The organism is Deinococcus aquaticus (assembly GCF_028622095.1).
Taxonomy (GTDB): Bacteria; Deinococcota; Deinococci; order Deinococcales; family Deinococcaceae; genus Deinococcus; species Deinococcus aquaticus.
Genome location: NZ_CP115165.1, coordinates 195,861 through 221,967 on the forward strand (window position 1 = coordinate 195,861; position 26,107 = coordinate 221,967).

Here is a 26,107-nt window from a genome sequence, read left to right on the forward strand (position 1 = left end):
CCCATCCGCTCGTCCCACCAAAGGCGGAGACGCCCAGGCTGCAGGATTTCCCACGGGTTCCCTGGGTGCAGAAGGCGGGCCGGTCCCATAAGAGACCGGCCCGCCCTGAAGACTGCTCCGGCTCAGCCGGGAATGCGGATCTTCTGCCCGACCTGGATCAGGTCCGGGTTGCTGATGTTGTTGTAGTGCGCGATTTTCTTGTACTCGGCGGCGTTGCCGTAGTACTTCTGCGCAATGGCGCCCAGGGTGTCACCAGACTTCACGGTGTACACGGTGTCACCAGTGCTGGTGTCCTTCTCCTTGACGAGTTCCTTGGCGCCCGCAGCCACGCGCAGGCCGCTGGCGTCCACGGAGGCGACGCCCTGCACTTCACGGGCCAGCTTCTCGGCGAGGCGCTGCTCGTGCTCGTTGTCCACCACGCCGCGCAGGATGACGCTCTTGCCGCTCTGAAGAACGTCGATGGGATCGTCGGCCAGTTCCACGTTGCCGCGCAGGGCTTTCAGGACGGCCTTGGCGACGCGGCTGTTGTCTTCCATCTCCTTGACTTCGGCGTCCAGCTTCTCGTCAGCGGCGCTCAGGTCGGGCGTGGTGACGGTCGCGGCGGGCGCGTCCGGGGCGGGCTGGGCGGGCGCGGCCACCTGCTGCTCGAAGGTCACGCCGCTGGTGTCGACGTTCTTCACGCCGTTGATGCCGCCGGCGACAGCGTTGATCAGGCCCACGTACCGCTCGTTGGGGACCATGCCCGTCACGGTGACGGTGCCGCCGCGCTCCTGCACCTGGAGTCCCAGGTCCTTCAGGCGGGGCTGCTCGTTGATGGCGTCGTTGACTCGGTCAGCGGTGCTCTTTCCAAATGGCCACATGAGCCGAGCGTACACCGCCAGCAGCCGCTAACGTGAGATACCCCACGTTCCTTAAGGGCTGATCAGGATTCCCTGAGGGGTCCTTCAAGGCCACCTTTCGGTCAGGGGGCCGGCGGCAGCACAGAACTCTGCACCCAGTCCCTCAGGACCCGCGCAGCCTGCTCTCCCAGGGTGCGGCGGGTGTAGTCCAGCAGGTCGTCGGTGCCGACCACCTGAGCGGCCCTTTCCGGAGCGGCTGACGGGGCTGCTGCGCCGCCCTGGGCGTAGCCGCGCAGGAAGGTGCGGAAGGCGTCGTCCCCGGCCTGTCGCCGCAGGGCGTGCAGGGCCAGGGCGCCGCGCTGGTAGGCGCTGCTGTCGAACATCTCGCCCTGGGTCGTGGCGGTCAGGGGCCGGGTGCCGCGCCGCTGCAGGGTGGCGTACCAGGCGTCTGCGAGCACCTGCCCGTCCTGGCCCTGGTGTTCGGTCCACAGGAGTTCCGCGTACGTGGCGAATCCCTCGTTCAGCCACACGTCGGACCAGTCGCGCAGCGTGACCCTGTTCCCGAACCACTGGTGCGCCGTTTCGTGCACGATCACGCGCTCGCTGCTGGACGTGACGGGCATGGTCGAGAGCGTTGCGGTTTCCAGAGCCGGCAGGCGAGCCGTGACGACCGCCGAGCCGTACGTGGCGAACGGGTACGGACCGAACCAGTCACTCAGGGCTTTCAGGATCTCGCCGGTGCGGCGGTAGGGGGCGCGCACCGCGTCGGTCGTGCCGGGCGGAAAGTAGTCGCGGCGGGCTACCAGGGTTCCGCCGGCCCCGACGGGCACGCCCGGGCTGTCCACGGCGTCCAGGGGCCCCAGGTGCACGGCCAGGGCGTAGGTGGGAATGGGCTGCTTCTGGTCGAAGGTGACGGTGTGCGCGCCGGGCGTGTCAGGGGTGTCGGGCGTGTCGGTCACGAGCACGCGCTCACCGCTGGCGACGGCGGTCGTGCCGGGCGGGACGGTCAGGGTGACGGTGAACGTGGCGGGGTCCGAGGGATGATCGTTGACCGGCAGGAAGGTGCGCGCGCCGTCCGGTTCGCTGAACGCGAAGTTCGCGCCGCCCCCCACGTTCACGGGGTCCGGAACGGCCTGCCAGCCCAGCGTGAACGGAAAGACCGGGTCCGGCAGGACGCCCGCCACGCCGGCGTACCGCAGGGTCACGCGGGCCTCCTGACCGGCAGGCAGGGCGCGCAGGATCAGCAGCTTCCCGGCCGCGTGGTCCTGCCGGAACGGAACGGGCTGGCCGTTCCACAGGGCCACCGTGACGGCCGGCCCCAGGAAATCCAGGCTGACCAGTGGCAGGGACCGCCGCGCGCGCAGGGTGACGTTCACGTCGCCGCTCAGGGCGCGGGTGCCGGGCTGCGTGACGGTCAGGTGCACGTCGTAGTGCACGGCGTCCAGGCCCGCCTGCCCCAGCGTGGGGTACAGGGTGTCCCCCACCGACCGGACCTGGGCAGCGGGGGACAGCTGCGGAGCGGTCTGCGCGGCGACCGGCAGCAGCAGCGGACCAGTCAGCAGTTGGCCGGCCAGTAGCCACCGGACCCAGCGGGAGCGGCGTGACCGGCGCAGACTGTAGGCGCGCAGACTGGACGGGGGGTCGGCTGGGCGCACCGGGAACCGGGCCTAGATGGGGTAGTACGCGCGGGGCTGACCGCGCACGAAGTCGCGGGTGGGCACCCAGATCAGCGGGTTGCGTTCCTCGACCTCGGGCGGCGGGCCGTAGCGGACCAGGGACTCGACCTGCTCGAACGGCACCCACTTGACGCCCACGACCTCGGGGTCGGTGGGGTCCAGTTCGCCGTGGAAGGTCGCGGTGAACCGCCCGAAGATGGCGTAGCACTCGTTGCGGGTGCCGGGCAGCAGTTCGCCCTCAAGCAGGCTGACGAACATCAGGTCCGTGACGGTCAGGCCCGTCTCGTACAGCACCTGACGCACGGCGGCGTCCCCGAGGGTCTCGCCGGCGTTGGCCTTGCCGCCGGGCAGGCCGTAGAAGATGCTGCCGTCGTCCATGCGTTCCTCGACCAGCAGCAGGTGCCCGTCGCGGATCAGGTACACGTGCGCGGCGCGCTTGATGGGCAGGGTGCGCGACAGGTTACTCATGTGAGTGGCAGTCTAGCGCGCCTGCGCCAGTCACGGGCTGTACTGGTCACGCGCCGGGCGTGCCGGACAGCGAGGCCAGCACGTCGTCCGGCAACCGGGCGGGACGGTAGGCGTGATCGGTGGCGATGTGGCGCGTCTCGCCCTTGGCGAGCAGTTCGTCGCCGCGCCGGACCTCGTACGTGAAGGTCAGGGTCCGTGAGCGCACGGACGTGACGCGCGTCAGGACGTGCAGCGTGTCGTCGTACCGGGCGGCGCGGCGGTACTCGACGTTCAGACCCGAGAGCATCAGGTAGTAGCCGCGCGCCTCGACCTCACGGTACGGCAGGCCCAGGGCGTTCATCAGGTCCGTGCGGGCCACCTCGAACCACACCGGGTACGTGGCGTGATGCACGACGCCCATGGCGTCCGTCTCGGCGTACCGCACGCGGATCACGGTCGGCGCGTTCAGTGAAGGACCGACCGGAGGGCTGGCGGGCGCGGTCACAGAATGGTGTCCGACACGGCGTGGAATTCCAGGGTGGGCGTGCGGCGCAGTTTCACCTGATCCGCCACCTGCCGCTGAAGGTGCCCGCGTGCGCCGCGCAGCGCGTCGAGCAGGTCGTCCATGTCGCCGGTCATGGCGCTCACGTACACCCGCGCGATGCCGTAATCGCTGGTCACGCTGATCCGCTCGACGGTCACGATCATGGGCACGCGCGGGTCCCGCAGGCCCGAGATGGCCTCGCTGAGGACGCGCGTCAGTTGCGACTGAAGCTGTTCGGGTTTCATGCGCGCACCGGGGTGGCAGGCAGGCAGAGTGCGGTCAACATCCGCGCATGGTAAAGCATGCCCCGGCGTGCCTGCCGGAGCGCCGTCACGGAAGGCGGCCCGGCAGTGGCCAGGGGCGGCGGTCACGGACGTGGCACGGTCCGGTCACGGGGCGCGGCGCAGGGTAGGGGCACCCGCCTCATCCGGCCGCCGCGCAGGCAACCGGGCCGCGCAGGCAAGCAGGCCGGATACTCCCACCGGGCGGGCAGGAGGAACACCCATGCGCCGAACCCCGACCCTCTCGCTGACCTCTGCACCCATGAAGTCTGCACCGATGGCCTCTGCCCCGATGAAGTCCGCGCCAACCATCCGTGCCCGCTGCCGGCCACTGCTGACCGGGGCGGCCCTGCTGGGGGCGTGCAGCGCGGCCGCGCAGGACGCCGCCCCGAATCTGGCGGCCCCTCCCCTGACGGCCCCGGTGCTGGCGGCCCCCACGCTGGCCGGGCCGCTCGCAGCGGGCTTGCAGACCATGCCGGGCACGCATGAACAGGTGTGCGCGTCGCTGGAGGCGGCCGGGTGGTCCCTGATCGCCGTGGCGTACAGTCACGGGCACGAACGGCACCTGTTCATGCTGAGCACGCCGGACGGTCACGTGCAGTACGCCCTGGTCAGCGGTACGTCGCCTGTGCAGCTGAACGTATCGACGAGTCAGCCGTCCATGCCTCACGGCAGCGTCACGGCCCACTGAAAATCCCGTCTCCCCTGCTCTCTGCCCCTGCCCGGCCGGATGACGCGGCTGGGTCAGCAGCTGGGTCAGCGGGCGTAGCGGCGGCCGGTGTAGTCCGTGAACACGCCGATGCCGTAACTGACCTTGCGGACGCTTTCAATCACGGCCCGTCCGTTCCAGGCGATGCCGGTCGAGCTGCCTCCGTCGAGCAGCAGGGCGTCCTGCACGCCCAGGCGGGCCATGACGCGGCCCATCTCGGTGGTCGTGAGTTTCACCTGGGTGCTGACCAGCACGAGGTCGCGGTTGCCGATCAGGCCGACGGCGCTGCGGGCCGCGCGGCCGAACAGGGCCGGGTCGCGGAAGGCGGCGCTGTAGCGGGTCAGGAGTTGCCCACGGCTGAGAATGCGGGGGCCGGTGGCGATCACGGTTTCCATGCCGACCCAGGTGGTATCCAGCGGGCGGCCCAGAAGCGGGGTGGTGCTGGCGCGGATGGTGGCGCGGTTGTCGGGCGTGATGGCCAGCGCCATGGGAATGCGGCCCCAGGTGAGCATGCGGCCCTGCATGACGATGTCCCCGGCGGGCGCGTACGTCTGCGGGTGAAAGTAACTGCCGTTGATGACGACGCGCGCGCCGCTGCTGCGGGCCAGCTGGCTGACGCGCGCGCCGCTGCCGAACGCCATGCTGGGACTGGCGAGCACCGGGGCGATCAGGGTGTTCCGGTGCCGCAGGTCCACATTTGCGACCTGAACGGGGATGTTCAGGGGCGTCAGGCGTTTGAAGGTCACGGCGCTGTTCACGGGGCGGGGCGGGATGGGTACCGGGACGCGCGCGGGGACCAGCAGTTTCTGGCCGGGGACGATCAGCCGGGCGGTGTTCAGGCCGTTCAGGCGGCGCAGGTGATCCACGCTCAGGCGGTAGCGGGCGGCCAGCCGGGTGGGGGTGTCGCCGACGGCCATGCGCACGTAGCGGTACACGGTGCGGACCTCGGAGGTCGCGGGTCTGGACGGCGCGGCGGTCTGCGGGGGGAGTTTCAGAACCTGACCGGGCCGGATGACGCTGCTGCGCAGGCTGTTCCCGGCTTTCAGGGCGGCGACGCTCACACCGTAGCGGCGCGCGATCAGGCTCAGGGTGTCGCCCCTGCTCACGGTGTGCCGCCCGGCGGGCGCGGCGGAAACGGAAGCGCTTCCGGTGACGCGAAGCACCTGCCCGGCGCGGATGATGTCGCCCTTCAGGCCGTTCAGGGCGCGCAGCCGGTTCACGCTGACGCCGCTACGCCGCGAGATGAGAAAGAGGGTGTCGCCGGATTTCACGGTGACAGTGGCGGGGGCAGTAGACGGAGCAGCGCCGGCCACGCCGGTCAGGGTCAGGCCAGTCACGATCGGGCCAGTCACGCTGCCGAGGGTCAGGAAGGTCAGGAGAAGTCGGCGCATGGCGTCACACCTGAACACAGTGAAGGCCGCCGCGTGTGAACGGTCCCTGACGCGAAGTTCATGCGGGCCCCCCAGATCACGGGGGCCACGGGGCGGATGGGAGGCGCGGCACGGAGCGCCGCGACTGTTCTGGCGGAAGTCCGTCATGCCCTCACCCTGGCACGGGGGCTCTGCCACGCCTCTGACCGCAGCAGACAACCCGGGCGCGCGTCAGCTGCCGGGCGTACTGCCGGGGAACACCGCGACCCGCCCGATCATGTACGCGCAGCCGTACAGGAACAGGGTGGCAACCGGCAGCAGGCGCAGGCCCACGCGGTGCTCGATCAGGCGGCCCCGGACCAGTACTTCGATCACATACAGGCTGATGACACACAGGCCCGCGTACATCCAGTGCTCCCAGTCACGGCTGGGATCTACCGGGAAGCCGTACTTGCTGACCCCCTCTCCGGCATCGGTGGCGCTCGGGACCTTCGCGCCGCCCAACGCCAGAATCACGCCCGTCACGGCCGGCAGGAGCGTCAGCACCCACGTGACCCGTAACCAGAGCATGAATCCCCCACCGATCCGCATTTTCACGGCGGGCGCGATACTCCACACGAACAGCACCAGGGTCGCCAGTGCATACGGCGTGGGAAACAGCTGAGCGAGGCCGCTATTGAACTGATACCCGTGAATCAGGCGAAGGAACTCCATACCCGCAGCGTAGCGCGCCGCTCAGGGGCTGATGGGTAATGGCCAGTCACGTTCGCGCGGCGGGTCAGTCACGCGGCGTGACTGTCCCCGGCAACCCCACCCAGTCTGCTTGCCCGTCAGCTCAGGAAGTCCACGACGGCGTGCGGGGGCAGGGGCGTGCCGGGCGTGAGGACGGTGTTCTCGCCGGCGACACGCAGTTGCAGGGTGTCCGGGGCGTGCAGCAGCAGCAGGTCGCGGCCGCTGAGGCTGACGCTCAGGCCTTCCAGGGCCGGGGCGCGCAGGGTCACGCCGAGGTCGGTGGTGGGCGCGTGAACACGCAGGGCGTGCTCGCCGTACGGGCCGCGGACGTGCAGGACGGGACCGCGACTGTGCAGGGCCAGCGGGAGGCCCAGTCCGGCGAGGCTGCCGAGGGTGGGGTGGGGGGCGCGGGCGCGGCGGGCGACGGCCACGCCCAGCAGCGTGCCGGGGCGCACCACGTCGCCGGGTTGCAGGAGGCGGGCACCCTGGCTGACTTCCAGGTCGGTGGGGATGCGCAGGATGCGCAGGCCGTCGCGGTGCTGTTCGGCGCGCAGGCCGCTCAGGTGCGGCACGCGGGCCATCTGCCCCAGGTCGAAGGGGCCGCCCAGGGGGGTGGGGATGCTGCTGACCTCGCCGTCCGCGCCGACCAGGGAGATGGTGCGGTCGTCGCGGTACTCGAGGCCCTCGACGGGCGTGGGGTCGGCCGGGCGGGGCGTGCGGGCGCGCGGGGCGGGTGCCGGCGGGCGGGCGCGCCAGCCCAGGATCAGCGCGGCGGCCAGGGCCAGACCGGTCAGCCAGACCAGCGTGGACCGTGACGGTCCGGCGGGAGCGGACGGCCCCGTGGTGGGTGGCCTGGGGTCGGGTGTGGCGGGTGCCGGCGGGGGGGGCAGGCGGCCGCCGGGCGCGCCGGTGACAGCGGCCAGCGGTTGCGGCGGCAGGCCCGGGATGGACAGGACCGGGGTGACGCTCTGGCTGGCGCTCAGGCCGTCGCCGGTCAGCTGGACGGCCAGTTTGCGGCCTCCGGGCTGGGTGTGCAGCTGGGCGCGCAGGCCGGGCGCGCCGCTCAGGGTCGCCTGTTCCAGAGGCAGGCCGGGGGGCGTGCGGTAACGCAGGATCACGTCCTCACCGGCTTTCAGGGTGCGGTCCGCGCCGGGGTTCAGCCACAGCAGGGGGGCCTGGGTGTTCAGGCGCAACAGCACCTGCCGGGGCCGGGGGGCCACGTGATTCGCGCCGGTCACGGGCGGGGCGCACAGCAGGGCCGCGCCGCTCTGGTCGGGCAGGTTCAGCAGCTTCAGCTGGCCGCCGGTCACGGGCGGGTCGTTCAGGCGCAGGCGTGGAGCGCTGGCGTCCGGGGTGAGGGTCAGGGGCGCCGTGTCCGGGAAGGGGCTGGGCGCGGCGGCCGGGTCGGTGATGGTCAGCAGGCCGCCTTCCAGGCCGGGGGCGTCCAGGGTGGGGGGCGTGCCGACCGGGAGGGTCAGGCCGCTGGCGTAATCGCTGGCCTGCAGGGCGGCGCGGGCGTCGGCGGGAATGTCGGTGCCCAGCGCCACGTAGTGCAGGCGGTCCAGCGGGCCACGCGCCCGGAAGGCGTCCAGCGCGGCGCGGGCGGTCACGGCGGGGCGGGTCTCGTCGTTGTCGATGCCGTCGGTCAGGACGAACACGGTGGTCAGGGTGGACCCGGCCGGGGCCGGCTGGGCTGCTGTCGACTGGGCTGGGCTGGCGTTCAGGGGGGTCAGGGCGTCCCGGAGGCTGCGGTACAGGTAGGTGTTGCTGCCGTCGGCTTTCAGGGCGCCCAGCGCGGCTGTCCACGCGGGGTTACGGGCAGGCTGTTCGAAATGCGCGCGGCTGCGCAGGCCGGCGTCGAAGGTGAGCAGGTCGGCCTCGTCCGGCTGGTGGGCCTGCACGTAGGCGGCGATGCTGTCGCGGACCTGCCGGAAGATGTCGGCGCGTCCGTCCCCGATGCCGCGCATGCTGCCGCTGGTGTCCAGGATGAACACGCTGCGGGTGCGGGTAGGGAGGGTCCCGCCGGGCAGGGCGCAGGTGCCGGCGCTACTGGGGGTGCTGGTCGTGGCGCCGGGCGCGGCCGCGCTGGGGGCCGTGTCCTGCGCGGCTGCGGCGGGGCTCAGCAGCAGGAGGCTGGTCAACAGGTGGGCGCGGCGCATCGGCCTTCTATTTTGAGGCCTGCGGCGCAGGCTGTGTGCACGGGGCGTGCGTGGCCCCGGGGGCGTGGGTGGCCGCGCGCCGTGCGGGGGCGGCCCAGACGGTGTTTCCGCCGGGCTGGGCAGGGGCACGAGTTCCCAGGAATATTACGCTATATACGTAATATATTTGACCCTTTTCAACCCTGGTAGTATACTGGGCAGACACGGCAGGCGCACGCAGCGCCCAACCACCACCAACCACCCCACTCAGTCCGCCGCCCCAACAGGCCGCGAATTTCAGGAGCCACATGACCCAGATCGACGACCAGAACACCTCCACCGTCCAGGGCGGCCCCAGCGGCAACTACACCGCCGCCGACATCAGCATCCTCAAGGGGCTCGAAGCCGTCCGCAAACGCCCCGGCATGTACGTGCAGGGCGGCACCGGCATCGACGGCTACCACCAGCTGCTCACCGAGATCATCGACAACGCCATCGACGAGGGCCTTGCCGGATTCGCCAACGAAGTCCACATCATCATGCACGCCGACGGCGCCGCCACCGTCACCGACAACGGCCGCGGCATCCCCGTCGACATCATGCAGAGCGAAGGCCGCTCCGCCATCGAAGTGATCTTCACCGAACTGCACGCCGGCGGCAAATTCGGCCAGGGCGCGTACAAGGTCAGCGGCGGCCTGCACGGCGTCGGCAGCAGCGTCGTGAACGCCCTGAGCACCTACCTCGACGTGACCGTCAACAAGCACGGCCAGCTGCACCACATCCGCTTCGAGAAAGGCGACGTGACTACCCCCCTCGAAATTCTCGGCGACACGCCCGCCGACGTCACCTGGGCCACCCGCGTCTCCTTCCTGCCTGACTCGGCCGTGTTCAGCGAATTCGACAACAAATTCAACTACGACCGCATCCGCAACCGCCTGCGCGAACTGGCATACCTGACCGGCCTGAAAATCGTGATCCGTGACGAACGCACCGAACTGCACGCCGGTGAGATCAAGGAAGAAACCTTCCACGAGAAAGGCGGCATCGCCAACTTCGCCCGTGCGCTCGTCACCGACGACACCAAACTCCTGTACGACCAGCCCATCGTCATGCGCGGCACGCACAGCGACGTCGAAGTCGAAGTGGCGTTCATCCACGCCAACACCTACGCCAGCGACAACATCCTCACCTACGCCAACATGATCCGCACCCGCGACGGCGGCACCCCGCTCACCGGCTTCAAGACCGCGTACACCCGCATTCTCAACAAGTACGCCAAAGACAAGAACATGATCAAAGCTGGGAACCCCGTCCCCACCGGCGACGACCTCCTCGAAGGCATCTACTGCGTCGTCAGCGTCAAACTGCCCGAACCGCAATTCGAATCGCAGGCCAAAGTCAAACTGCTGAACAGCGAAGCGCAGACCGCCGTGAACGCCATCGTCGGCGAGAAATTCGGCGAGTTCCTCGAAGAGAACCCCAAAGTCGGCAAGACCATCGTCGAGAAAGCCGCCGAAGCCGCCCGCGCCCGCGAGGCCGCCCGCAAAGCCCGCGACATCGTCCGCCGCAGCAACCCCCTGGAAAACGACGACCTGCCCGGCAAACTCGCCGACTGCAGCAGCCAGGACCCCGCCGAGAGCGAACTGTTCATCGTCGAAGGCATCAGCGCCGGCGGCAGCGCCAAAGGCGGCCGCGAACGCCGCTTCCAGGCCATCCTGCCCCTGCGCGGCAAGATCCTGAACGTCGAAAAATCCGAACTGAACAAGATCCTCAAAAACGCCGAGATCCGCGCCCTGATCGGCACCATCGGCGCCGGCGTCGAAGGCACCGGCGACCGCATGCACTTCGACCTGTCAAACCTCCGATACCACAAGATCATCATCATGACCGACGCCGACATGGACGGCGGCCACATCGCCACCCTGCTCCTGACTTTCTTCTACCGCTACATGCGCCCCATCGTCGAAGCCGGATACCTGTACATCGCCCAGCCGCCCCTGTACCGCGTCATGGTCGGCCGCGAGAAGAAAGGCACGTACCTCTACGACAACGACTCCCTGAAAGTCGCCGTCGCCCAGGCCAACCGCGAAGGCAAAAAGTACGACATCCAACGCTTCAAAGGCCTCGGCGAGATGAACGCCGACCAACTCTGGGACACCACCATGAACCCCGAAACCCGCGTCCTCAAACGCGTCGGCATCGAAGACCTCATCGTCGCCAACGAAGTCTTCGAGAACCTCATGGGCACCGAAGTCGCCCCCCGCAAAACCTTCATCCAGGAAAACGCAAGATTCGCAGAAATCAGCGTGTGATTGAAGTAGATTGACCTTAAATTTAGCACCTTCACGCCGGACTGTTAACAGTCCGGCGTTATGCTATTTACACAATTCTGATATTTGAGATGAATTCAAGCGTCCTTTTGAAAAATCTACTATATTGATATTTTCTTTATTCCCAGAACCAATATCTGTTTTTCGGGATATGAATGTAGCTATTTTATCTCTACTGGCACGGCAGTCTTCAGGTAGCTGAGTAAGGGTATTTGCCAGGGCCGCAGTCACGTAAGGAACGGAAAATGATGTTCCCAGATGAGGCATAGATGCGGGATCTCCATAAATGTCCAAAGCGGGAGCATATGTCTGAGCTTCATATTTTTTAGGAAGGGCAGTTGCACCATTGTCAAAAAAGTCTACCAATTGCATCTTTTCATTAATAAATAGACCGCCAACATTGATCATTCGACTGTAAGAAATTGCATCGTAGGCAGGGTACTGACGTTGGTCAATAAACCCCGAAGCTTCAGGGCTGACTGGTTGAATCTTATACCGATCAGCATTTCCATTAGCAACAACAATCCAGACACCATTTTTCATTGCACTTTTTAGCACTCTATCCATTAGAGATGATCTAATGGTATACGTCATACTAAGGTTAACAACAACATGCCGCCCTGTCGATATCCGATGGAGAATGGCATCGCAAATAACCTGTGCAGTTCTCGCGAGTGAGCAATCGCTTAACTGACATGCACTAAGTTGACGCACTGCAACATTTTGGTTTACCAGCTTGGAGATGTTTCTTGCTATGATAGAGCCATGGCCACTTATAGTATAAATTTTACTACTATCTTTTACTTGATTAACAAAAGAGTCGGTTACTATTCCATTATTATCAATACGGCTCGTGTCTATCACAAATACATCAACCTCTTTGCTGCCCTTATTAGGCGATCCGGAAATACCCATATAATATTCGGCACTTTCCATCACTAAGTCACTTTTTTCTAAAAGGTGAATCAGTTTATTTTTTCCCAATAGCTCACTATAATCCGCAGTACCAGTGAATGGTTCAGTCGTGGGAGCCGGGGAACCAGCGCCTATTATCTCAGGGAAATTACTATAAAATGAGCCGTACGAAATATCAACACTGAAATCAGCAAAAGGCTTTTGGCAAGTTTCGTCTATATCATCAAAATCTACATTGATGGTATTTGGAGAATAATTCATGGGGTATATTGCATTTAGTAAAGATGGCCTTCTATAATTATTTTCGACTTTCGACTTTAGCTCTTTTTCTAGCGGACCGTCGAGATTAAGTCGATCAATTCCGATCTTTATTTGAGCGATTTCACTTGATATGTCCAAATCAAACCTACCGTTTCTGATTAGGATGGGATAAAAAAGGTATCCTTCCTCCATAAGTCCGCTAAAATCTTGCCTAATCTGCTCGACCTCTTGTACTTCTGTCACTATTTCTGGACCAGTATATCTTTTATAAAAATTGTTTTTAATCTTATTCAATTTCAGAGAGTATTGGCGCATTATCTCCATATATTTTTCTTTGTCCTTTAAATCCAAACTTTTGAATCGATCAGCTAAAATCAAGAAAGGTTGTCTATATTTGCTATCTGAGTTAACAGGCAAAAATATATTATTGCTCTCATCGATATATATGATAGGTAACATATTTGTTTTTTCCACTTCGAATATAGTACGGTCATATTGGGTAAAAATAGAACTGTGCTCTCGATCAATAATTTTTATTTCATATGGAGCGGAAACTACTAACTCGTCTTCGACAAGAGATATCGAATATGACCCAGGAACGAGCGTCTCTGGCAATTTACATAACCATCTTCCAATTATATCAGCATCAGCACGGCATTCTATTTTTCTCAATCCGGTTTTTATTGACAATTCCAGTTTCTTTGTATTCTTTTGATTCAAAAGGATTTCCATTGTAGATCCCGGATAAATCCACTTAGGCTCTATTCCATCGACCCTTACTACATATTGGGCCGTAGCGGTACATGTCGCCATAAAAGAGATCGCAAGAAGAAGATTTCTACACATAAGACTCCTCAGTTTACTGGGATGGAAGCTTATTTGAAACTATCACACTACTTAAAATATTATCCGAATCATGTTTCAAAAAGTCAATGGTCTTTTTAAACTCACGCTCATCATTAGATAGCTCAGCGATGTTTGCTCGAATAATAGTCTGTAGTCTCAAATTTGACGCTCGGCTTGCAAATTCTAGACTATCTTCATAGCATTTCCCGGCTAAACTGAACATCCTCCGCATATGGAAAAATGCCCCTTTTGAATTTAATGCACTTGCCACTCCCGTCATATGACCTATATCATCAAATTTTGATATTGCACAATCATACAAATTAACTATATATTCTTTTTCAACCGTTTGCTCTTCATACTTAGACGCAAGCCATTCAGCATTATTCAAGACAATAGTTGGATGTTGTATAGGAAAATGAATCGATTTTTCAACTATCCCACTATATTTACGCCTCACGTCACCGTTATCTTCGATTCTTAGAAGGATTGATTCACATAATAGCGACATTCCAGTGTTTTTGCTGGCATTAAAATAAGAGATTGCATAAGAATAGTAATTTTTGGCTATATCCAGCTTATATTCACGCATTGAAATATGCGCCACTAACATATTCTTCCAACCACTCACCATACCTTTGTCATTTGGCAGCCTACTAATATACAATTTTGCCTCATCGTATAATCCAATTCTATATTTTAAGTCGGCAAGTACAATAAACTTTCTCACAGAATCAGCACAACATGAGACTCTTGCCTCTATTTTTTCAATCGCTCCGATCGACAGATTATATTCCGAGACGACAAGTCTTAATTCATCTGAAAAGAGGCAATTCTCTAAAACTTTTACTGCTTTATTGACATTTCCATTATCGTAATATTTCGCCGCTGTGAAGAGCGCAGCGTTCTCAATACTCTCCTGGTCAGATGGTTCCCAGAGGTCGCGGGCGCGTAGCCAGTGGGGCCATGCGGTTTCCGTGGGGTGGTGTCGGGCGAGGTGCAGGTGGGTCAGGGCGGTGTCGAGGGGGTGGGTATCGAGGAGGTGTTGGGCGGGGGTGCTGGCGCGCACTCGGCCACCTGAGGTTGTGAGGCCTTCGCGGGTGAGGGTGTCGAGGGTGGCGGCCAGTGTGGCGGGGGTGAGGTTAAGGGCGGCGCGGGTGGCGCCGAGGTTGGGGGTGTCCTGCGCGGCCAGGGCGAGGAACAGGCGGCGGTGGTCGGGGCCAAGGAGGGTCAGGTGGGCGTCCAGGGTGCGGTCGGGGGGGGTGCCGTTCAGGTACGAGGCGAGCAGGGTGGGGTGGCCGCCGGTGGCGGCGTGCGCGCCGGGGTGGCCTTGCAGGTCTTGTTCGGTCAGGGAGTGCAGGGGGATGTGGTGGTGGGTGGGCAGGGCGGGGGGTTGGCGGGCGGTGATGGCGATGGTCGCGCCGGGGTGCTGGCGGGCAGCGAGGGTGAGGGTGGCGCGCGTGGTTTCATCCATGTCCTCCCAGTCGTCGAGGGCGAGTTTGAGGCGGGTGTCGCGCAGGAGGTTCAGGGCGTCGGCGGCGCTGCCCAGCGGGTGGGCGCTGAGGGGTTCGAGGGTGGCGAGGGGCAGGCCGCCGCGGGCGGGCAGGACGCGCCAGCCGGTGTGGGCGAGGCTGTCGATCAGGGCGGTTTTGCCGATGCCTGGGGGGCCGCTGATCCAGGCGATCTGTCCGGCGGGCAGGTGGTTCAGGATGTCGAGTTCGGTGGCGCGGCCGATCAGGGTGTGGGTGGGTGGGGTGGGGGCGGGGGCGTGCAGGGTGAGGCCGAGTTCGCTGGCGTCGCGGCGGAGCGTGAGGGTCAGGGGGTGGTCGCTGAGGCCCAGGATCTGCCAGAGGCGGAGCAGGTCTTCGGGATCGCAGGGGGGCGCGCCGGGCGTGTGGTAGGCGTGGGTAGCGTGCGCGTGAGCCTGGGGGTGTTCGCTGCGGGCGTGGCGGTGTTCGGCGAGGCTCAGGTGCGCGGCGCGGGCTTCGCGGGCCAGGGTTTCGCGGGTGTCGAGCAGCCATTCCTCAAGGTCGGGGTTCAGGGCGGCGTTCAGGCCATCGAGAAACGCGCCGTGGTACAGGGTCAGGGCGTCGGCGGGGCGGGCGGCGCGGCAGTGGTCGCGGAAGGCCTGGGCGTCGCTGGGGATCAGGGCCTCGACGCGGCCGGCCTGTTCGAGGACCGCGCCGCTCAGGGGGCGCAGGCGGATGAGGTTCTGCGCCAGGGAGTTCATGGGGTTGGCCGCGTCCGGCCAGAACAGGCTGGCGAGGCGGCGGCGGGGTTGCGGGCCTTCCAGGCACAGGTAGGCCAGCAGCAGCAAGGGCTTCTCGCGGCGGAAGGTGACGCCCTCGACTGACACCCCGCCGAATGTGAGAAGTTTCATAGAGCATTGTAGCGACACACCCGGTGGGGGGGTCAAGTGGATGTGACCACCCGGCCTGAGAGCGGGTGGTCACGTCGGGGTCCTGCGGGGTTGGGGATCAGGGGCAGGCGTTCACGAGGCTGGCCGCGATGGGGGCCTGTCCGGACGTGGTGACCAGGGGCAGCAGGGGCACGCCGGGCTGGCAGCTCAGCCAGTTTGCCAGCACGCCGCTCACGACCGGCGCGGCGAAACTGGTTCCGAAGTACGGGTAAGCGCCCAGCCAGAACTCGCCGGGGGCCTGCACGCTGGGCGGCTCGGTCAGCACGCCGGGGTTCCCCACGCCCCGGTTGTACGTGGCCAGTTGCTGCCCCGCGATGTCCCACCCGGCCACGCTGAGCAGCATGGTGGGCCGCAGGCTGCGGGACGCGAGGTTGACCGCCGGGCCGAAATCGAACGCGCGGGTCCAGTCGGCAGGGTAATGGTTGCAGCGGTCCCCGGCGACCAGACCGGCGCAGTCGTCGCGGTTCCCGTAACTGGCGACGGTCGGCACGCCCAGCGCGGCCACCTCGCGCAGCGCGAGTTCCAGGCCGCGCGTGGGGTTCGGGCCGCCCACGCTGAGGTTCACGACGTGCCGCCCGCCGCGCCGGGCCTCTGCCGCAACAGCGCACAGGGCCTGCACGGTCTTCAGGGTAGAACAGGTGCCGTCCTTGTCGCACACCTGCTGGTACTGCACGGCCGCGCCGGGTGCGACCGCCTGTGCGATCTGCCCGATGGCCTGACCGTGGCGGGGGCGATCCGTGAACGTCACGTTGTAGTACTGCCCGCTGTAGGTGAACGGATCCTCGGCAGCGCTGGCCGTGTCGAGGACGTGGATAGTCACGCCCTTGCCATTTCTGGATTTGAGATTCAGCAGGCGGGCCAGCACTGAGGCCGGCGGCGTTCTGGCGTAAGGCGGTTCTCCGACCTGATCGGGCCAGCCGACACGGGTTGGGTCGGTCTGCAAGTCACCGGCGAAGATCAAGTCCAGCAGCGTGAGCACCTGCCCCAGCGGAAGCCCGGCGGTGGGCACGGTGCCCGCCAGCGCCGAGCAGATCGAGTCGGTGGGCGCGGCGGGGGGGCGGGCGGCCGGGTTAAGCAGTTGCGCCAGGTTCGATGCTTTCAGGGTGTTCAGGGTGACCAGGGGCGCGCGGACAGCCACCGTGGGGGACAGGGTGGTGCGGGGCGCGACCAGTCCGGGCGTGACGCCCTGCCCCCTTATCGGCGCACTCAGGGGAGTCAGTGCGGGCGGTTGCTGGGTGCTCAGGCTTTTCAGCACGGCCTGGACCTCCGGCGGACAGCTTTTCGCGCAGGTGTCGGCCAGGGCCTGAAGGCGGCGGGTGTACTCGGTCTGCACGGTCCTGGCGGCGTCCGCACGGACGTAGATCAGGGCCTCCGTTCCGGATGGCACTTTCAGGACGTTCAGCCGCAGGTTCTGCGGGGCGCCGCGCAGCGTGAGGGTCTGCGGGCCCCCGGCCGCCGCCTGTGGTACCTGAAAGGCCAGCCAGCCGCTGGCGCGGTCCAGGCGGTACTCGGCTGCCTGCCCGCCGACGCTCAGTTTACCTTCCGGCGCGACGCCGTTCAGGCCGAAGATCCAGGCGGTCTCGCCGGGCGCGGCGGCAGCGGGAAACAGGCCAGCAGGGCGCGCCGCCGTGGCGGCCGGCAGCGCGGCGGGCGTCTGCTGGGCGTGGGCGGCCCCTACCAGGATCAGGGAAAGCACGCTGGTCAAACGGGAAAGCAGTGCGGATCGAGTCATGGATGTCCCTCCGGTGAGTAGCATCTCAGGTGCGGCGTGATCGGAGCGTGATCGGCGGTCAGGGGGGAGTCTGCAGTTGGGCGTTCCTGCGGATCTGCGTGACCAGTTCGTACTGACCAGCTCCAGTCAAGAGGGTCAGGGCGTCCTCAAACGCGCTGAGGTTGCCGTCAATCTCGCTGAGATTACTCAGGGCGACACCCAGCAGTCGCGTATTACCGGTGCCGCGCAGATGCGTGATGGCAGCGCGGTAATGCTCGGCGGCAGCCGTGAAATCGCCGCTCTCATGGGCATCTACTCCGCAGTTGATGTGGACGTTCGCCAGCCCGAAAGTGTCACCTGCCTCCCGCAAGGCCTGCATCAGGGCCGGGTACAGCGCCTCCGCCTGGGCCCGCTGACCAAGGGTGCCCAGCAGCATCACATAGTTCAGGAGCAGGCGGCTGCGTGCGCTGGGAATATTACGGGCACGTTGCAGCAGCGGCCCGAACACCACGTGCGGCTCCGAACCCAGCCCGACCTGGGCGCGGGCGACCATGCCCAGTTCGGTCAGGTGCGCCTCGTCGTCGCCGTGAAGGTTCCAGAGGTCGGCGGCGATCTGGCTGTGGCGCCGGGCGGCTTCCCAGTGTTCGCGCATGCGGGCGGCGTGGGCGCGGACACTCTCGGCGTGCGCGGCGTCCGGGCTGTTCCCGCCGATCCGGTCGGCGAGGGTGGTGGCCTCGTCGGCGCGGCCCAGGCGGATCAGGGTGACGGCGCGGGCGGCCAGGGCGTCGCTGACCTGCTGGTCGTGGGGGCTCAGGGTGTTCAGGCGGTTCAGGGCGTCCTGGTAACGGCCCACGCCGATCAGTGCCCAGGCGTGCGGGACGGCCAGTTCGGGCAGGCCGGGCAGCGTGTCGAGCAGTTCGGCGGCCTGCCCGGGGTACCCGCGTTTCAGGTGGGCGTGCGCGTGGATGCGGGCGGCGCGGGCGGCGCGGCGTTCGTCGGTGTCTTCCCACAGGTCGCGGCTGCGGTCGTAGAAGGGCCAGGCGTCCTCGTCGGGCAGGGCGCGGGCGAGTTGCAGGTGAATCAGGGCGGCGTGCACGTGAATCTGCGCCAGGGCGTCGCGGGTGGCGGAGGCGGCGTAGGCGCGGCCCGTTTCGGTGGTCAGGCCCTCGGTGGTCAGGAAGGACAGGATCCGCGCGAAGTCCTGCGCGCCCAGGTTCATGGCGGCGCGGGTGGCGCGCAGGTTCGGCTGGTCCTGAATGGCGAGTGTCAGGAACGTGTCGCGGACCGGGTCCGGGTAAGAGCGGACGCGCGCCCCGAATTGCAGGTCCAGGGGCTGGCCGCGCAGGGCTGCGCCGACCAGGGTGGGGTGCCCGTCGGTGTGGGCGTGCAGGCCCGGCCAGGGGGTCAGGTCGCCCGGCTCCAGCGGTCCCAGGTGCAGGTGCAGGTCCACGTCGAAGGGCGGGTGGGTGCGGCCCGTGATCAGCAGGGCCGCGCCGGGCCGCACCTGCGCGTCCCGGCCCTGCGCGGCGAGGGTCAGGGTGGCCTGCGTGCCGGGGTCGGTGCCCTCCCAGCCGTCCACGGCCACGCGCACCTGGGGGTCGCGCAGGGCATTCAGGGCGGCGTGGGTGCTGGTGGGCGGGGCGGCGCTCAGGGGAGCCAGCGTGCCGAAGGGCAGGTCGGCGCGGCCCGGCAGGACCGTCCAGCCGCCGGCGCGGGCCAGGGCGTCGAGCAGCGCGGTCTTGCCCATGCCGGCGTGCCCGGTGATCCAGGCGACCTGTCCGGGCATCAGGGCGCCCAGCGCGGCCAGTTCGGTTTCCCGCCCGGCGAACGGGGCGGGCGGCGCGACCTGCACGGCGTCCAGGTGCAGGCCCAGCGTGCGGGCCTCGCGTTCCACCTGCGCGGCCAGCGGGTGTCCGGCCAGGGTCAGCAGGTGGTGCAGGCGCGGGAGTTCCAGTTCGTCGGCGGGGGGCGCGCCGGGCAGGGTCAGGGCGCGCGCGGCGAGGTCCCCGGCGTGCGCGGCGTTCCCGTGCGCGGCGGCCTGCGCGGCCAGGGTGGTCAGGGCGGTGCGGGCGTCGCGGGCGACGGTTTCGCGGGTGTCGAACACCCATTCTTCCAGGTCCGCGCCGAGCGGGATGGTCAGGCTGTCCAGGAACGGGCCGCGGTACAGGTCGGCGGCGTCCTGCGGGCGGCCGCGCCGCACGGCCTCGCGCAGGTCGCAGGCGTCGCAGCGCAGCGCCCCGCCTTCCTGCGCGGCGCCGGCGGTTCCGGCGGCCACGCGGGGGCCGTCCTCGGTGAGGGCGCCGCCCAGGCCGCGCAGGTGCACGAGGTGCTGCGCGAGCGAGTTCATGGGGTTGGCCGCGTCCGGCCAGAACAGGTCCGCGAGGCGGCGGCGGGGTTGCGGTCCCTCCACGCACAGGAACGCCAGCAGCAGCAGCACCTTCTCGCGCCGGAAGGTGACGCCCTCCACGGACAGATCCCCCAGCGTCCGCAGGTTCATGTCACCCATTGTCCCGGATGGGGGCACTGGACGCAACGGGGCGGACCCCAGTTCACGCATCCCGGCGCGGCCCGGTCAGGCGGCTTGTTATGGTGGGGCATGCCGTCATTCCCCGTGGACATCTCCCGTCAACTCACACCCGGCCATCCCACCTGGCCCGGCGATCCGGATTTCCGCGTGGAACCGCAGGCACGCATCTCGCGGGGCGACAGCGTGAATACCGGCGAGATCCGCACGAGCACGCACACGGGCACGCACGTGGACGCCCCCTGGCATTACGACGACGCGGGCCGCCGACTGCACGAGGTGCCGCTGGGCACGTACATCGGCCGCTGCCGCGTGGTCAGCGTGCAGGGCAGCGGTGAGCCGCTGATGCTGGAACCGGGCGTCCTGGCGGGCCTGCCGGACGCGCTGCCGTCCCGGGTGCTGCTGAACACCGGGCAGCCCGCCCACTGGGAGGAGTTCCCGACGCGTTTCGCGGCGCTCTCCCCTGCCTTCGTGCAGGAACTTGCACGGCGCGGCGTGCAACTGATCGGCACGGACTGCCCCAGCGTGGACCCGCTGACCAGCAAGACCCTGGACGGGCATCACGCCTGCCGCGAGACGGGCCTGCTGATCCTGGAGGGCCTGAACCTGAGCGGCGTGCCGGACGGCGAGTACGACCTGATGTGCCTGCCGCTGCCGCTGGCCGAGATGGACGGAGCGCCGGCGCGGGCCGTGCTGCTGCCCGCCGGAACGCTGGACGGCCTGAACGGGTAACTGGGGTGCGGGTGGCCGTCTCCCGGACCGGGGAACGGCCACCCACACCCCTGCCCGCTCAGCGGCTGAGGACGGCGTCGCTGAAGCCGAAGCGGGCGCTCACGGTTTCCGGCGCACGTTTGGGACGCCCGGTCACGGGGTCCACCCACACCCACTCGGTCTGGCACTCGGCGAGGCGCACGCCGCCCCCCGGGTCGCCGGGGTTCACGCGGTCCAGGGCGTAGGCACGGACGCTGCGCACCCCGGCGTGCAGGGTCAGGGCCGTGCGGACCCGCACCGCGTCGCCCAGCACGGCGGGCCGGTGGTACGTGATGACGTGCTGGCGCGCGACCGGGACGGCGCCCAGGGCGCTCAGGGCGTCCGTGCCCATGCCCAGACGCAGGGCGTGCTCTCGGGCCACCTGCTCGCACCACGCGAGGTACACGGTGTTGTTCACGTGGCTCAGGTCGTCGAGGTCATGCTCGTGGACGTGCAGTGTCAGTTCGTGACGGCGCGCGTCAGGCAGCGTGTCCCACAGGACGTCGGCGTCCGGAATGCGGAGTTTCAATCCTGGTCCGCCTGCGCCTGGGTGTCCGGGGCGGGCAGTAGGGTGTCCACAGCCCGCGCGCCGTCAATATCGGCCTGGGTGACGCCGCCCGCGTCGTGCGTGAAGAAGTTGACGCGCACCTTGCGGAAGTAGATGTGCAGGTCCGGGTGGTGGCCGCGTTCCTCGGCCTGCGCGGCGACCCGCACGGCGAAGTCCACGCCCTGCTGGTACGTACCGAACTCGAATTCGCGGAACAGTTTGCCGTCGTCGCCGTACCAGCCGTCGGGTTTGAGGTCCTGCACGTCCCCGTCCGTCAGTTTGCGGGCGGGGTCGTAGTTCATGCGGGGATCGTAAGCCATGCCCTGCATGGTAGGCCGCGCCGTCCCGCAGGGCAGGCGAACCGGGACACAGTTCAGTACGCGCCTTTCAGTGAACGCCGTAGGCAGGTGCCGGTAGCCGCGCAACATCGCAGAAGTCAGCGTACGGTGAGTTTTTTCACATCAAAGTAAAAAGGTCTTCATGTACAGTCAGGCTTACATCAGATTCACCGGAATTCAGGAGCCCTCATGACTGCATTGCTGCGCCGTCTCTTCCTCCGTCGTCCCGTTCAGCCCGCCGCACCGGCCATGACGCGCCGCCCCCTCACGGAACTCGATCTGCTGCGCGCCCTCGGCTGCGACGAGTAACGGCGGACAGCCCTCCGAACACACCCCTTCCGCCCGGTCATTCCGGGCGTTTTCGCTGCACCGCGCCCGCCTCTCCCCTGCTGTGTCTCCCTTTGTGCCGCCGCCGCTGTCGGGTGCGGCGTGCCCCCGCTATGCTGCGCGGGATGCGGGCTCAGAACGTCCTGAAGGGAACCGGGTCGGGAGCACTCCCGCCCATGCTGGAACAGTACGTGCGGATGCGCGACGAGGTGGCCGCGCAGTTACCGCACGCCCTGCTGCTGTTTCAGGTCGGCGATTTCTACGAGACTTTCGGTGAGGACGCCGAGCGCGCCGCGCGGCTGCTGGGGCTGGCCCTGACGCACAAGAGCAGCCGGGATTTCAGTACGCCCATGGCGGGCATTCCGCTGCGCGCCCTGGACGGTCACGTGGAGCGGCTGCTGGCGGCCGGGGTGTGCGTGGCCGTGGCCGATCAGGTCGAGGAGCCGGGCAGTGGGCTGGTGGACCGCAAGGTCACGCAACTGCTCACGCCGGGCACCGTGACCGAGGAGCGGCACCTGGGCGCGGACGAGAATTACCTCGCGGCGGTCGCCACCGGGGACGGGTACGCGCTGGCGCTGCTGGACGTGTCAACCGGCGAGTTCCGCTGCGCGGCGTTCCACACGCGCCTGGCGCTGTACGACGAGCTGTCGCGCTGGCGGGCGCGGGAGGTGCTGCTGGCCCCGGAACTGTCAGGGAACGCGGCGCTGCTCGCGGACTTCCAGGCGCGCTTTCCCGTGATGCTCTCGCCCGCCACCTTCGACGAGGACGCCGCGCACGCCGAACTGCTGACCGTGCTGGGCGAGGTGTCGCCGGAACTGGCGTCGGCGGCGCTGCGCCGGGCCTGCGGGGCGGTGCTGGGCTACGCGCGCGTGACGCAGCAGGGGCGGCTGGACATGGTGCGGCGCGTGGTGCGCTTCGAGCCGGGCGCGCACATGCGCCTGCCGGACGCGGCCGTGCGGGCGCTGGAACTGTTCACCGCGCAGTCCCCGCAGGGCCGCACCCTGACCGACACGCTGGGGCACACCCGCACGGCCGGCGGGCGGCGGAGGTTGCGGGCGTGGCTGCGCGCCCCGCTGCTGGACGAACTGAGCATCCGCGCGCGACTGGACAGCGTGGAAGCCCTGACCCGCGCGCCGGACCTGCGCGGCGCGGCCCGGTCCCTGCTGTACCGCGCGCACGACCTGGAACGCCTCGCGGCGCGCGTGGCGACCCGCCGGGCCACGCCGCGCGAGGTGGCGTCCCTGGCCCGCACACTGGACCTGCTGCCCGAAGCGGCGGCCCTGCTGGACACCCAGGGCGGCCTGCTGGGCAGCGTCCGCACGCGCCTGACGGGCCTGCCGGACGTCGTGACCCGCATCCGCGCCGCACTGGTCGACGAGCCGCCCATCCGCGCGGGCGACGGCGGCCTGATCCGCGACGGCTTCCACGCCGAACTGGACGAACTGCGCGGCGCGGCCATCGGGCACCGCGCGTGGCTGGCGGAACTGGAAGTCAGCGAACGCGCCCGCACCGGCATTCCCAGCCTCAAGGTCGGCTTCAACAGCGTGTTCGGCTACTACCTGGAAGTCACGGGCGCGCACCTGGGCAAGGTCCCGGCTGACTACCGCCAGATCGCCACGCTGAAGGACCGCGCCCGCTTCACCCGCCCGGACCTGCGTGAACGCGAACGCGAGATCGCCCGCCTGGACGCCGCCAGCGAACGCCTGGAACTGGAGGTGTTCACGGAACTGCGCGACTCGCTGGCCGCGCACGCCGAGGCGCTGTCCGAGGCCGCCGGGGCCCTGAGTGAACTGGACGTACTGGCCGCCCTGGCCGAGATGGCCGCCGCGAGCAGCTGGGTGCGCCCGGCCACCACAACCGGCCACACGCACCTGACCCAGGCCCGGCACCCGGTCGTGGAAGGCAGCCTGGGCGGCCGCTTCGTCCCGAACGACGCGCGGCTGGGCGAGGACCGCCGCACCCTGCTGCTGACCGGCCCGAACATGGCCGGGAAAAGCACGTACCTGCGCACCGTCGCCCTGTGCGCCCTGCTGCACCAGATCGGATCGTTCGTGCCCGCCGACCGCGCCGAACTGCCCATCTACGACGCCATCCACACCCGCATCGGCGCCAGCGACGACCTCGCCGGGGGCCGCTCGACGTTCATGGTCGAGATGAGCGAACTGGCCGCCATCCTGCACGGCGTCACCGCCCGCAGCCTCGTCATTCTCGACGAGATCGGGCGCGGCACCAGCACCCTCGACGGCCTCGCCATCGCGCAGGCCGCGCTGGAACACCTGCACGCGGCGGGCGCGCACACGCTGTTCGCCACGCACTACTTCGAACTCACCCGCCTGGAAGCCGACCTGCCCGGCCTGATCAACCTGCACGTGGCCGCAGAAGAAGTGCACCTGGAGAACGGCGCGGCCGGCAGCGGCGGCCTGACCTTCTACCATCAGGTCGTGCCCGGCGCGGCCCGCCAGAGCTACGGCGTGGAAGTCGCCCGCCTCGCCGGACTGCCCGGCCAGGTCACCACCCGCGCCGCGAGGCTGCTGGGCGCCCTGAGCGTGCAGGGCGACGACACCCGCCTGAGCCGCGAACTCGCCACGCTGGACCTCGGCCGCCTGACCCCCATGCAGGCCCTGGAAACCCTGCACCGCTGGCAACGCGAACTGAACGGCCAGGCAGTCGCAATCGAGAGTTGAGGCAGCAACGCCGCGCACCGGACCCGCTACCCTGACCGCGTGACCCTGCCCGACATTCACGTTCTCCCGGCTCACGTTGCGCGTCTGATCGCGGCGGGTGAGGTGGTGTCGCGGCCGCTGGACGTGGTGCGGGAACTGGTGGAGAACGCGCTGGACGCCGGAGCGACCCGCCTTGAGGTGGACGTGGAGGGCGGGGGGTTGCGGCTGGTGCGGGTGCGGGATAACGGGTCGGGCATTCCGGCGGGCTCGGCGGGGCTGGCGGCGCGGCGGCACGCGACGAGTAAGCTCGCGCCGGACGCGTCGTCGGTGGACGCGGTGACGACGCTGGGGTTCCGGGGTGAGGCGCTCTGGGCGGCGGCGCAGGCGGGCGAGGTGCATCTGGTGACGCGCCCGGCGGCGCAGGTGGGGGCATGCGAGGTGCGGGCCTGCGGGGATGAGGTGCTGGTGTCGCGCACGTCGGCTCCGGCGGGGACGACCGTGTCGGTGCGTGGTCTGTTCGCGGGGCTGCCGGCGCGGCTACGCACGCAGGCTCCGGCGGCGGCGGAGGTGCGGGAGGTGACGGCGCTGCTGGGCCGGTACATGCTGCATCATCCGGGGCTGCACTGGCGGCTGAGCGTGGACGGTGAGGTGCGGCTCTCGCACGCGCCCAGCGATCACCGGGGCGCGGTGGCGAGCGTGTACGGGCCGCTCAGCGCGAACCGCGTGCTGACCGTCGTGGCCGACGGCGTGCGGGGTGTGGTGTCCCGCCCGGAGTTGACGCGCGCGCGGCGGGACCGGATGCATTTCAGCGTGAACGGGCGGCCCGTGCTGGCCCCGCCGGAACTGGAGCGGGCCGTGATCGACGGCTTCGCGGAGCTGCTTCCGGCGGGCGCGGCGCCGCTGTGCGTGCTGGACCTGACGGTCGCGCCGGAGGATCACAATCCGAACGTGCATCCGGCCAAGCAGGTGGTAGCGCTGGCGGACCTGCCAGGCGTGGCGGCGCGCGTGCAGGCGGCGGTGGCGGCGGCGCTGGCCTCGCACCCCCTGGCGCGGGCGGCCCCGGCGCTGATCCCGCCAGCGGAGGCCGGGAGCGCGGCGGCCGCGAACGGGTCCTTCCCGGCGCTGACGTTGCTGGGCGTGTACCAGGAACTGTACCTGCTGGCGCAGGGCGAGGGTGACCTGTGGATCGTGGACGCACACGCCGCACACGAGCGCTCACTGTTCGAGCACCTGACCCGCACCCTGGAGGCCGAGCCGCCCGCCGAGCTGCCCGAGCCGGAACTGCTGCACCTGACGCCCGAACAGACCGCCCGCCTGCACGAGCGCGCCGCCACGCTCCAGGGCTGGGGCCTGACCCTGGAGGATTTCGGGGCGGGACTGGCGCGGCTGCGGACCGTGCCAGCCACGCTGGCGGCGCTGAACGTGCCGCGCCTGCACGAGCAGATCGTGGAAGCGGCGCTGGGAGACCACCCGGACCCGCGCCGGGACGTGCTGGCGCGGCTGGCCTGCGCGCCCGCCCTGAAGGCCGGCATGCTGGACCACGCGCGCGGCGAGGCGGTCCTGCGCGCCCTGGCGGCCTGCGAGCACCCCTGGGCCTGCCCGCACGGGCGTCCCACCGTGCTGCGCCTGAGCGAACGGGAGCTAGCGCACTCGTTCGGGCGGCGCGGCGTGCGGGACGTGCCGCGCGGCCGGGACGCCGCGCCCCGCTAGGCCTGACATGCTGCGGGTGCCGGGTCCCGT

Annotated in this window: 19 protein-coding genes; 5 read left to right on the top strand and 14 right to left on the bottom strand. The window is 67.4% G+C overall.

Features of this window, described 5'->3' with window-relative positions; translation table 11 throughout:
- Positions 1 to 122: 122 nt before the first annotated feature.
- From M8445_RS00995 to M8445_RS01015, 5 genes are all read right to left on the bottom strand, one after another.
- Entirely contained in the window at positions 123 to 860 is a 738-nt protein-coding gene (locus tag M8445_RS00995; protein ID WP_273989046.1) for a BON domain-containing protein, read from the bottom strand.
- A gap of 101 nt (positions 861 to 961) precedes the next feature.
- Positions 962 to 2,494 carry a M1 family metallopeptidase gene (locus tag M8445_RS01000; protein WP_273989047.1) on the bottom strand — a complete coding sequence of 511 codons (1,533 nt, stop codon included), beginning with the start codon at positions 2,492 to 2,494 and terminating at the stop codon, positions 962 to 964.
- A 12-nt stretch (positions 2,495 to 2,506) separates the two neighbouring features.
- Positions 2,507 to 2,983: an NUDIX domain-containing protein gene (locus M8445_RS01005; protein ID WP_055362805.1), complete on the bottom strand. Its 477-nt coding sequence runs from the start codon at positions 2,981 to 2,983 to the stop codon at positions 2,507 to 2,509.
- A 46-nt stretch (positions 2,984 to 3,029) separates the two neighbouring features.
- On the bottom strand, positions 3,030 to 3,467 hold the full coding sequence (locus M8445_RS01010; protein ID WP_273989050.1) for an acyl-CoA thioesterase: 438 nt from the start codon (positions 3,465 to 3,467) through the stop codon (positions 3,030 to 3,032).
- Complete coding sequence (locus M8445_RS01015) at positions 3,464 to 3,751, bottom strand: ribosome-binding factor A (RefSeq protein WP_273989052.1); 288 nt, start codon at positions 3,749 to 3,751, stop codon at positions 3,464 to 3,466. Before M8445_RS01015 ends, M8445_RS01010 begins: the two co-directional genes overlap by 4 nt.
- Positions 3,752 to 4,010: 259 nt before the next feature.
- Here M8445_RS01015 and M8445_RS01020 point away from each other — a divergent pair, with 259 nt between their 5' ends.
- Entirely contained in the window at positions 4,011 to 4,478 is a 468-nt protein-coding gene (locus M8445_RS01020; protein ID WP_273989054.1) for a hypothetical protein, read from the top strand.
- A gap of 65 nt (positions 4,479 to 4,543) precedes the next feature.
- Here the strand turns inward: M8445_RS01020 and M8445_RS01025 are convergent, their stop codons facing one another.
- The 3 genes from M8445_RS01025 to M8445_RS01035 all read right to left on the bottom strand — a co-directional run bounded on the left by M8445_RS01025 (position 4,544) and on the right by M8445_RS01035 (position 8,757).
- Entirely contained in the window at positions 4,544 to 5,887 is a 1,344-nt protein-coding gene (locus tag M8445_RS01025; RefSeq protein ID WP_273989055.1) for a LysM peptidoglycan-binding domain-containing protein, read from the bottom strand.
- A 210-nt stretch (positions 5,888 to 6,097) separates the two neighbouring features.
- A complete protein-coding gene (locus M8445_RS01030; RefSeq protein WP_273989056.1) occupies positions 6,098 to 6,580 on the bottom strand; it encodes a hypothetical protein in 483 nt (160 codons plus the stop codon).
- 116 nt (positions 6,581 to 6,696) lie between these two features.
- Entirely contained in the window at positions 6,697 to 8,757 is a 2,061-nt protein-coding gene (locus M8445_RS01035) for a vWA domain-containing protein (RefSeq protein WP_273989058.1), read from the bottom strand.
- 287 nt (positions 8,758 to 9,044) lie between these two features.
- On the opposite strand from M8445_RS01035, the gene M8445_RS01040 reads away from it, so the two are divergent.
- Positions 9,045 to 11,048: a DNA gyrase subunit B gene (locus M8445_RS01040; protein WP_273989059.1), complete on the top strand. Its 2,004-nt coding sequence runs from the start codon at positions 9,045 to 9,047 to the stop codon at positions 11,046 to 11,048.
- Between the two features lie 63 nt (positions 11,049 to 11,111).
- Here the strand turns inward: M8445_RS01040 and M8445_RS01045 are convergent, their stop codons facing one another.
- The 4 genes from M8445_RS01045 to M8445_RS01060 all read right to left on the bottom strand — a co-directional run bounded on the left by M8445_RS01045 (position 11,112) and on the right by M8445_RS01060 (position 19,715).
- A complete protein-coding gene (locus M8445_RS01045) occupies positions 11,112 to 12,962 on the bottom strand; it encodes a S8/S53 family peptidase (RefSeq protein ID WP_273989060.1) in 1,851 nt (616 codons plus the stop codon).
- A gap of 139 nt (positions 12,963 to 13,101) precedes the next feature.
- Complete coding sequence (locus M8445_RS01050; RefSeq protein ID WP_273989062.1) at positions 13,102 to 15,468, bottom strand: hypothetical protein; 2,367 nt, start codon at positions 15,466 to 15,468, stop codon at positions 13,102 to 13,104.
- 97 nt (positions 15,469 to 15,565) lie between these two features.
- A complete protein-coding gene (locus M8445_RS01055; protein WP_273989063.1) occupies positions 15,566 to 17,239 on the bottom strand; it encodes a S8/S53 family peptidase in 1,674 nt (557 codons plus the stop codon).
- A gap of 58 nt (positions 17,240 to 17,297) precedes the next feature.
- Complete coding sequence (locus M8445_RS01060) at positions 17,298 to 19,715, bottom strand: AfsR/SARP family transcriptional regulator (RefSeq protein ID WP_273989065.1); 2,418 nt, start codon at positions 19,713 to 19,715, stop codon at positions 17,298 to 17,300.
- 99 nt (positions 19,716 to 19,814) lie between these two features.
- Between M8445_RS01060 and M8445_RS01065 the strand changes: the two genes are divergently transcribed.
- Positions 19,815 to 20,474, top strand: coding sequence for a cyclase family protein (locus M8445_RS01065; RefSeq protein ID WP_273989066.1), 660 nt, complete (start codon positions 19,815 to 19,817; stop codon positions 20,472 to 20,474).
- 58 nt (positions 20,475 to 20,532) lie between these two features.
- Here the strand turns inward: M8445_RS01065 and M8445_RS01070 are convergent, their stop codons facing one another.
- Entirely contained in the window at positions 20,533 to 21,021 is a 489-nt protein-coding gene (locus M8445_RS01070; protein WP_273989068.1) for an acyl-CoA thioesterase, read from the bottom strand.
- Entirely contained in the window at positions 21,018 to 21,359 is a 342-nt protein-coding gene (locus M8445_RS01075) for a 4a-hydroxytetrahydrobiopterin dehydratase (protein ID WP_273989071.1), read from the bottom strand. Before M8445_RS01075 ends, M8445_RS01070 begins: the two co-directional genes overlap by 4 nt.
- Before the next feature lie 470 nt (positions 21,360 to 21,829).
- On the opposite strand from M8445_RS01075, the gene mutS reads away from it, so the two are divergent.
- Positions 21,830 to 24,388 carry a DNA mismatch repair protein MutS gene (gene mutS / locus M8445_RS01080; protein WP_273989072.1) on the top strand — a complete coding sequence of 853 codons (2,559 nt, stop codon included), beginning with the start codon at positions 21,830 to 21,832 and terminating at the stop codon, positions 24,386 to 24,388.
- 45 nt (positions 24,389 to 24,433) lie between these two features.
- Positions 24,434 to 26,077, top strand: coding sequence for a DNA mismatch repair endonuclease MutL (mutL, locus tag M8445_RS01085; protein WP_273990957.1), 1,644 nt, complete (start codon positions 24,434 to 24,436; stop codon positions 26,075 to 26,077).
- Positions 26,078 to 26,107: the final 30 nt, after the last annotated feature.